The following is an 8,606-nucleotide window of genomic DNA, read 5'->3' as shown; positions in this document are numbered from 1 at the left end:
GGCGGGCGAGACGCCCACCCCACAAAAAAATTCATTTCTTGTGGAACAGGCCGGAAAGCCTGTTCTTGAAAATGCTACGGCTTGTGATATTCGTGCCAGTGTCGGGCAATATCGATGCGGCGGCACAGCCACACGTTTTCGTGCTGCTGCACGTAATCCAAAAAACGCCCCAAAGCCGCCGCCCGCCCGGGCCTCCCCGCCAAACGGCAGTGCAGCCCCACACTCATCATCTTGGGCGCTGTCTCGCCCTCGGAGTAGAGTAAGTCGAAGGCATCCCGCAGGTAAGCAAAAAACTGATCGCCGGAATTAAACCCCTGACTTGTGGCAAACCTCATATCGTTGTTGTCGAGGGTATAGGGAATTACCAAGTGGGGCCTGTTGCACTCGTACACCCAGTAAGGCAAATCATCCGCGTAGCTGTCGGCATCGTAGAGAAAGCCGCCTTCCTCCACTACTAGCTTGCGAGTATGGGGGCTCGTGCGCCCGGTATACCAGCCGAGGGGACGGCTGCCGGTAACTTGCGTGTGAATGTCGATCGCCCTTTGCAAGTGCTCCCGTTCCGCTTCTTCTCCAAAATACTTATAATCGATCCAGCGGTAGCCGTGGCTGGCAATTTCCCAATCCGCTTCTAACATCGCTGCTACTGCTTCTGGATGCCTTTCTAAGGCCATCGCTACCCCGTACACTGTGACCGGTATTCCCCTGGAAACAAACATCCGGTGCAGCCGCCAAAAACCGGCTCTACTGCCGTATTCGTAACAGGATTCCATGTTCATGTGGCGCAGTCCCGATAGGGGGACGGCCCCGACAATTTCTGAGAGAAATGTTTCGGAAGACGCATCTCCGTGCAGGATGCAGGTTTCTCCGCCTTCTTCGTAATTAATTACAAATTGTACGGCTACGCGCGATCGATTTGGCCATTTAGGATCGGGGGGATTTTGCCCGTAACCGATTAATTCTCGCGGATAATTTGCTGGCATAAGTAGAAGGAAGTTCGGCAACGGATTCGCTCGACGGATTTAACGGATGTAACGGAGATCGGGAATCAGGAAGAGGGAAAATGCAATAATTGACGTTTTTGCTGTGGCGATCGGGAAAGGTGATTTTTTTTAATTGTACGATCGCACTTATTTTAACTTATAGCAGATTCCACGTTTATGAAGAACACCCAGATCGATCTCTCCCCGCCGTAGGGACACGGTACTGCCGTGTCCCTACTTCATAAACCTGGCAGATGCTGTATCTATCTTGCCGCGTTCCTGTTCTATTTCCTGAATTTCTTTAATTACCCGCGCTTTGCTGGCGATTAAATGTTCTTTAATTGCTCGCTCTGCGGCGGCTGCATTTTGTTCGATTACAGCTTGATAAATGCGGCGGTGTTCGCTGCGGATTTCCAATACTCCCGGATTGTATTCCATTGTGCGCAGCCGCACTAAGATCATTTTGTCAAACACCTGATCTAACAGAGTTACCAACCAAGAATTAGCGGAACTTTGCGCTAGCAAGCGGTGAAATTGGTAATCTGCGTACAGCAATTGATAGTTTGTCAGTTCGCCCGAGCGCGCGGGCGTGTTATTTTCTGCTTGAGTGACGATCGATTCTAGTTGTTTTAATTGAGTCGGTGTCGCATTTTGACTCGCCCCGGCGGCCGATAATTGTTCCAAAGCAATGCGGCAATCGTAAAGATCCTCCGCATCGGCGATCGACAGCGTAGCGACGCGCAATCCGTGATGCGGATCTGCCGTCACTAAATTCTCTCGCTGCAGTTGGCACAAAGCTTCTCTCACCGGAGTTCGGCTGACGTTTAGCATTTGAGCAAGTTGAGTTTCGATCAAGCGTTCTCCGCCTGCTAATTCCCCCGACAGGATAGCAGTTCGGAGAGCTTGGTAAGTTTGTTCGTGGAGGGATTGAGTGCGGCGAATCGCGCGAAATGACAAAGCCAAAATCAGTTATCCTTTAGTTAAAAGTAGAGTTAGTTTACTATTGTTAAAAATTGTTGATTCAGCCTTATCTCTCAGATTTTTATGTTAGATAATCAGGAGGTTTTGGCTGACTCATTATTAATGATACAGCACATTGACGCTGATGTAGCAGGTAGGTATAGATTGCAGGTGATATTTTTGGGGACGCGCGGCTTTGGCCGCAGGTGTCAACAACCACGCGCTTGGACGCAGTACGGCAGGGGTTTAAACAAGAGCCTGATAGAAGACATTCCGTTTTAAATGAGTAATGTTAATAGAGGGCTATTTGTGGGGTGGGGGCGGGTTTATTTTACCTGTTTGTACTATTTAAGGCTATTGGTGAACCCGCCCCTACAGGTCATGGGAATGGTGCAATATTTCGGTTAAGATTTACCCAATAACACCACGATCGTCAATCCTGTAGGGGCGGGTTCACCTACAGTTTTAAATGGCGCAGACAATCTAAATAAACCCGCCCCCACCCCTTGGTTAAAAGCTAAACTGAGTGCGGAGATTTCCCACAAATACAGTCGGGTTGCCATCAAAGTTGTTGGCATTAAAGATAGCATAAAATGCCGGGACGATCGCAATATTATTAGTAAGCGGGTAGTAGTACGAACCCTCTACCTCGTACTGAGTTCCTCCATTTCCCCCGCCGGAGAGCAAAAATCTGCGGCCCGATATGTAATCGTGGGGAATCACAAATGAAAGCACGCCCAGCGCCCCCTTTTTTCCCAAATCGGGAAATCCCATGCCGACTTGCAAAGACTGTACCTTAATATCTCCGCCAGAGCGATCGCGATTTACCGGATTTACCTCAAGTTGTCCGTAGGAATAGCGCCCGAACAAACCGAAATTCCGGCTCAGCAACCAATCAAAATTGACCACAAAAGTATCGGCGCCGGAGTCTCTAACTCTGCCCCCGAAACCGTCATCTGCATAGCCGTAAGGCAGCGGTTCGCCCACTGCGCCGCCGATGAATCCGTTATAAGGTTTGAGGCTCGATCGCGCGTAAAGCAGCCGCAGATTGAAAGAGTTGCTGGGGGCGTATTCCAACTGCGCTGTCATCGTGTTTGTACTGTTGAACAAACCATCGCTGGGATTGCTAGCCGTATTGAATACCGCAGGATTCAAAAATTCGGTATTTTCAGCCATATAAGCAGCCGTAAACCTGAGCGGTTTGGCAACTTGCCAAGTGACAGCAGCGCCCGATCCGCGATCGACTGCATTTAACAGCGTACTTCCGTTCGAGTTAAAACTCGTGGCTCCCCTCAGAAAGAACGTGAAGCGATTGCCGTCAAAATACCGATAATAATTCAATCGCGGCCCGATGGAAACTTGCACTTTATCTCCCACCGGAAACGTGTAAGACATCTCGCGAATTCCCACAGTATTAGCCGTGGGTACGCCAGTTTGATCTAAAAACGGCGTTCCCCAAGTGTTGTAAAAACCCGCCGATACCAGTTCGTTTGCGGGTGAGTTGCCGTTGCCGACAACTAACTGAGTCACCAGCGAATCTTTGCCTGTAAACGAAGTATTAAGCGTCAAGAAAGCGTAGGAGCTAAAAGTAGTTTCTGGTTGCCCCCGCTCAACGCGAGTCGGTCGGTTGTTGGCATCGCGAGTTGGGGGAGCAAAGGGGCTGTTTGGGGCGGTGCGGCTGCGTTCTGCGGTGATATCGCCTGTGGGAAATGCTGATGTCAGGTTGAACCAAACCGTAGCATTCAGTTTCGTTGTGGTCGAAAATTGATTCGATTCTAGCTCCGCCGTGCGGGCTTCTAATACATCGATTCTACCGCGCAGCGTTGCTAGTTCTGCCGCAAATTCTTCTTGCAGTTTTTGGAGTTTTTGTAAATCTTCTTTTTTGACTAAATTCGAGGTTCCTGCTGTTACCAACTCCGCAACTTTATCGAGACACGCATTCAAACCGGCGGCGAATTCGTAGCGTGTCATGGCTCGATTTCCGCGATAGGTGCCGTCGGGATATCCTGCTATGCAGCCGTAGCGCTCAACTAAGGATTGCAGTGCTTGAAATGCCCAATCTGTAGGCTTGACATCGCTGAGTTGGGAAACTGAGGTGACTTGCTCTATTTCGGCAGCATCGTTTATTTCCAGGCTGTCTGTTTGTTGGATGTCGGCGATAGTTGCCGGATTTTCCGGCGTTTGAATTGACTCGGCTAATTCGTTCGATTCGCTGGATGCTTGGGCTGCTGTTTCTGTCTGCTTTATTTCGCTATTTTGAGGAATTTCGGCAATTTGTTCGCTGTCGGTCGCGACGGAAATATTCTCAGCTTGCGCCACTTTTTCGACTTCGATATCAGCGGTTGTTTCTGGTTTTTCCGCAGAATTTATCTGTGTGTCAATTGGTGCGACAGGCAATTCTGCTACAGGTAATTCTGCTGTCGGGGCTGTTGCTTCCTCGGTTTCTGAAACGGAAGTTTCCGCCGCATAAATTCCAGGAGAATGCAGCAGATTAATACAAAAAAAGGCTGGCGTTGCTGTCAGCACAATTTGGAAAAACAAAAATTTAGACATTATCCTCACACCGTAATTTTTTAGTCCATGCAGGCGGACTTTGTTTGACAAGGAGCGGTTTTAACCGAACAATCTCGGACAACGGCAAAATACATCAGATACGACATTTATGAAGTAAACCCCACATCGTTAGCTCTCTGTAGGGACACTTCAAGATCCCTTCTTCGTGTCAACTTAACGTCAAACCCAGTCAGAGACTGCTGTTTGACTATTAAATCTAGATCCCCTCTAGGGCGTGTTTTCAAACTCTAAGATCCCCCCCAGCCCCCCTTCTTAAGGGGGGAGCAAGAGTTTTAAAGTCCCCCTTAAGAAGGGGGATTTAGGGGGATCTGGACTGGGTAAAAACGAGATTGAGCAAGGGTTTTAGGGTTAACTTGTCACCAATGAGCTGAGCCTAAGTCCCTACATTTCATCAACCTGGAATACGCTGTATTCGCTCTTTTAAGTCAGCGGTTTGCGATCGGCGGCAGGAGGTAAAGCCCGCTCTTCTTTCGGAGGCAAAAAGCTCTCATCAACTATCTTATTAACTGGGGGAGCTTCAATCTGTAAGACTTCTGCTACTTGTTTTGCTGTCGCTTCCAGACGAGCTGGATCGACTCCGCCCAAGCCAACTTTTTCAACTTCGGGAGTGATGTACAGCCTTTCTAAAGCAATTTGCAGGCGCCGCTTTTCCGCATTTTTGTCCATCAAGCTGTCTCCAGCTTTTACCACCGATTCCAATCCGGCTGTCGGATCTTTTAAGGTATCTTGGAGTCCTTTAAAATACGCTCTCAAAAATCCTTTTACTACTTCGGGATTCTGGTCTAAAAAGGCTTTTTTAACCACGATCGCATTTCCGTACAAATCTAAGCCGTTCTCAGTGTAGTAAAATACATTCATATCTTCCGGCTTTTTGCCTGCTTTTTCTAATGCAGGGATGATGGTTGTCGCAAAACCGCTCACTGCATCCACATCGCCTTTAATTAATAATGTTTCGCGCAGCTTCGGTTCCATTGTAATCCACTCTACCGAATCGGCTTGCACTCCGGTTTTTTGGGCGAATACCGGCCACAATTTGCGCGGTGCATCTCCTGCGGGAGCTCCTAGCTTTTTGCCGGCTAATCCTTTCGGATCTGCTATGTTGCTCGACTTGAGGGTGACAATTGAAAATGCCGATCGATTGTAAGGTACTGCAACTGCTACTACTGGATCGTTGGGATTTTTGGCGTTGAACTCCATCATCGAGTAAATATCGCCAAATCCAATCTCGAATTGGCCTGCTGCTACTTTAGTAATTGTATCAGAGGAACCGTAGCCCCGCTCGATTTTGACATCCAATCCTTCGGCGGGGAAATAGCCTTTGTCGATCGCCATTGTCAGCGGTGCGTTGTCGCCTTGCAGCAGCCAAGATGGATTGACTTTGATGGTGCGTTTCTGTGCGGTGTCGGCGGCTGTTGCTGTTGCAGTTGCTCCCCCTGATGCAGGGGTAGTTGCGGCATTCGGCTGCTGGGATTGGCAGCTACTCAGAATTAGTAGCGCTGCGATCGGCATTAGGGATAGCGATCGTCCTAACCACGTATTTTTCATGAAAAAAAACCTTGCTATTTGGACAACAAACCAAACCAAAAACCGATCGAGCGCACCAAAGGATCTCGCCCATCTCTGCGAATTTTGCCTCAAAGTTAAGCATCGATCGGGTTTCTTGTATACGGTATGCTCAAATTAATTGGCTGACTGTATACAGAAACACAGTTTTTAGTTTTTTGTCAAACCACAATCAAATAGACAAGTTGATATTTGCCCTAACTGTAATGTTGCGCTCGCTTACCCGATCGCTCGTCCAAAAGTTTGTATTTTCGGATACAGCAAAATTTCCAAATATCAAGAATAAATAGATATATAAATTTGGAAACCATTTGTGTATACAGGATACGGCGGAGTTTATACTAAAGAAAGGAGTTAGACTAACTGTGGTACAGCCTAAAATGCTAACAAATGCGATCGAAACGCAAGAACCGACTCTGTTGGAATTCGATCGAGTGGGTTTAGAGTATCGAGTTGACGGCCAACCGAGGCGAATTATTGACGAAATTTCGCTGTCGATCGCCCAAGGAGAATTTGTGTCCTTTGTGGGGCCCAGCGGCTGCGGTAAAACTTCGATTTTGAGGATGGTTTCCGGGCTGTCTCCAGCGCCGATCGGCGAAATTCGGATTCGCGACAAAAAGATTGCCAAACCGCTTAAAAATGTCGGCATTGCCTTTCAAAATCCCGTGCTTTTGCCTTGGCGAAATACCCTCGACAACGTACTTTTACCGCTGGAAGTAGTGCAGCCTTACAAGCGGGAATTTAAAGATCCTCAGCGGCGCGAAAAGTTCGTGCGCCAAGCCCAAGAATTGTTAGCTACCGTCGGATTGCAAGACTTTCAAAAACAGTTTCCCTGGCAATTATCGGGAGGAATGCGGCAGAGGGCTTCCCTGTGTCGGGGCTTGATTCACCAGCCGGAAATACTGCTGTTAGACGAACCTTTTGGGGCGTTAGATGCTTTCACCCGCGAGGAAATGTGGGTGATGCTGCAAGAGTTGTGGATGCGGGTGAAGTGCGTTTGCATCCTGATCACTCACGATTTGCGCGAGGCAGTTTTCTTATCGGATACTGTTTATGTAATGGGCCCGCGCCCGAGTTCTATCGTCTATAAAGTCAAAGTTAACCTGCCGCGTCCCACTAATCTAGATATGATCCTGTCGGATGACTTCAACCACATCGTAGCAGAACTGCGCCGCCACATTCACCGCAATTAAAAAACGAGAAAGCAATGGATAAGTTAGAGAAATTTGCTCGCTCAAAAACAGCAAGCATTGTGATGCCAATTGCTGCTACAATCTTGCTGTTCGTGCTGTGGGAAATTCTGGTATTGCTCTTAAAAATTCCCCCTTACAACTTGCCCGCACCTTCTGCAATTCTCGCCGCCACTTTAACTCAAAGCAAAGCACTGATCGAAAACTCGGGACAAACTTTGTTTACAACTTTAGCGGGTTTTTGCATAGCCATTGTAGCTGGCATAGTGCTGGGGTTTCTGATCGGGTATTCGCGGATTGCCTATGTAGTTCTGTACCCGCTATTAGTTGGGTTCAATACTGTACCGAAAGTCGCATTAGTGCCGCTGTTTGCGCTGTGGTTTGGCATCGGTACGGTGCCGGCAATTCTGACTGCTTTTTTGCTGGCATTTTTCCCGATCGCAGTTAACGTAGCTTTGGGATTGGATACAGTTGAACCCGAGATGAAAGATGTGATGCGATCGCTCGGTGCATCGCAAATCGAAATCTTCCAAAAAGTCGGGTTCCCCCACACCTTACCCTACGTTTTTGCATCCCTAAAAGTAGCAATTTCCCTCGCCTTTGTCGGCGCTGTAATTTCGGAAACAGTAGCATCCAACAAAGGCCTCGGCTACTTAATTGTCACCGCGAGTTCTAACTTTGACGTGCCTTTAGGTTTTGCAGGATTGATGGTTTTGGCTGTGATGGGAACCGTACTTTACAGCTTGTTTGCTGCTGCTGAGAAATACCTGATTTACTGGGCGCGCTGATGGGATGGATTCAACCAAACCCACTGCCGGAAATTGGGGTGCAAGTGGCCTAAAGGTTCTTCGTGCCCAGGCTGTTTGATGTCTTCTACAGGTACTGGCGCGGGGGATTTTTTGGTTAGTTGGCGATTGAAGAATGTCATAACTTTGCCTCCAAGATTGTTGTTTTTCTGGGAGGCACATGGAAACCTGTCACCATACCAGCTTTATTTGGTATGTCCGAATCTTTTTCTGTGCCTTATGATACTATTATAGAACTTTTTCGGCGGGAAGTATCCCCCGATCGGGTGATATTGACTTAGGCATGGGGCAAAGATTGAATTTTCTTGTGGGGTGGGCATCCTGCCCGCCAGTCAGCAACAGGCAAGATGCCTGTTCCACAGCAACAGGCAAGATGCCTGTTCCACAGCAACAGGCAAGATGCCTGTTCCACAGCAACAGGCAAGATGCCTGTTCCACAGCAACAGGCAAGATGCCTGTTCCACAGCAACAGGCAAGATGCCTGTTCCACAGCAACAGGCAAGATGCCTGTTCCACAGCAACAGGCAAGATGC

General features: G+C 48.3%; 9 protein-coding genes. 3 read left to right on the top strand and 6 right to left on the bottom strand.

Features of this window, described 5'->3' with window-relative positions:
* Positions 1 to 74 precede the first annotated feature (74 nt).
* The gene (gene puuE, locus QT992_RS08685; protein ID WP_333315708.1) at positions 75 to 980 is read right to left on the bottom strand and encodes an allantoinase PuuE; all 906 of its coding nucleotides are present in this window, start codon (positions 978 to 980) and stop codon (positions 75 to 77) included.
* Between the two features lie 234 nt (positions 981 to 1,214).
* Positions 1,215 to 1,943: a GntR family transcriptional regulator gene (locus QT992_RS08680; RefSeq protein ID WP_333315709.1), complete on the bottom strand. Its 729-nt coding sequence runs from the start codon at positions 1,941 to 1,943 to the stop codon at positions 1,215 to 1,217.
* An 81-nt stretch (positions 1,944 to 2,024) separates the two neighbouring features.
* Here QT992_RS08680 and QT992_RS08675 point away from each other — a divergent pair, with 81 nt between their 5' ends.
* Positions 2,025 to 2,222 carry a hypothetical protein gene (locus QT992_RS08675; RefSeq protein WP_333315710.1) on the top strand — a complete coding sequence of 66 codons (198 nt, stop codon included), beginning with the start codon at positions 2,025 to 2,027 and terminating at the stop codon, positions 2,220 to 2,222.
* 228 nt (positions 2,223 to 2,450) lie between these two features.
* On the opposite strand, the gene QT992_RS08670 is transcribed toward QT992_RS08675, so the two are convergent.
* Together QT992_RS08670 and QT992_RS08665 are read right to left on the bottom strand one after the other, a co-directional pair.
* Complete coding sequence (locus QT992_RS08670; protein ID WP_333315711.1) at positions 2,451 to 4,493, bottom strand: iron uptake porin; 2,043 nt, start codon at positions 4,491 to 4,493, stop codon at positions 2,451 to 2,453.
* Between the two features lie 441 nt (positions 4,494 to 4,934).
* A complete protein-coding gene (locus QT992_RS08665) occupies positions 4,935 to 6,059 on the bottom strand; it encodes an ABC transporter substrate-binding protein (protein ID WP_333315712.1) in 1,125 nt (374 codons plus the stop codon).
* 383 nt (positions 6,060 to 6,442) lie between these two features.
* Between QT992_RS08665 and QT992_RS08660 the strand changes: the two genes are divergently transcribed.
* Together QT992_RS08660 and QT992_RS08655 are read left to right on the top strand one after the other, a co-directional pair.
* Positions 6,443 to 7,270: an ABC transporter ATP-binding protein gene (locus QT992_RS08660; RefSeq protein ID WP_333147347.1), complete on the top strand. Its 828-nt coding sequence runs from the start codon at positions 6,443 to 6,445 to the stop codon at positions 7,268 to 7,270.
* A gap of 14 nt (positions 7,271 to 7,284) precedes the next feature.
* On the top strand, positions 7,285 to 8,055 hold the full coding sequence (locus tag QT992_RS08655) for an ABC transporter permease (RefSeq protein WP_333315713.1): 771 nt from the start codon (positions 7,285 to 7,287) through the stop codon (positions 8,053 to 8,055).
* Here the strand turns inward: QT992_RS08655 and QT992_RS08650 are convergent.
* Together QT992_RS08650 and QT992_RS08645 are read right to left on the bottom strand one after the other, a co-directional pair.
* Positions 8,040 to 8,195 (bottom strand): hypothetical protein, encoded by a 156-nt coding sequence (locus tag QT992_RS08650; RefSeq protein WP_333147342.1) that lies wholly within the window; start codon positions 8,193 to 8,195, stop codon positions 8,040 to 8,042. The two genes, QT992_RS08655 and QT992_RS08650, sit on opposite strands and share 16 nt — an antisense overlap.
* A gap of 106 nt (positions 8,196 to 8,301) precedes the next feature.
* Positions 8,302 to 8,606: hypothetical protein (locus QT992_RS08645; RefSeq protein WP_333376831.1), on the bottom strand; the 305-nt coding region annotated here is incomplete at its 5' end.

The organism is Microcoleus sp. T3_D1 (genome assembly GCF_036700405.1).
GTDB lineage: Bacteria > Cyanobacteriota > Cyanobacteriia > Cyanobacteriales > Microcoleaceae > Microcoleus.
The sequence above is the reverse complement of the archived record's forward strand: the minus strand, read 5'-3'. Positions and strand labels throughout refer to the sequence as shown.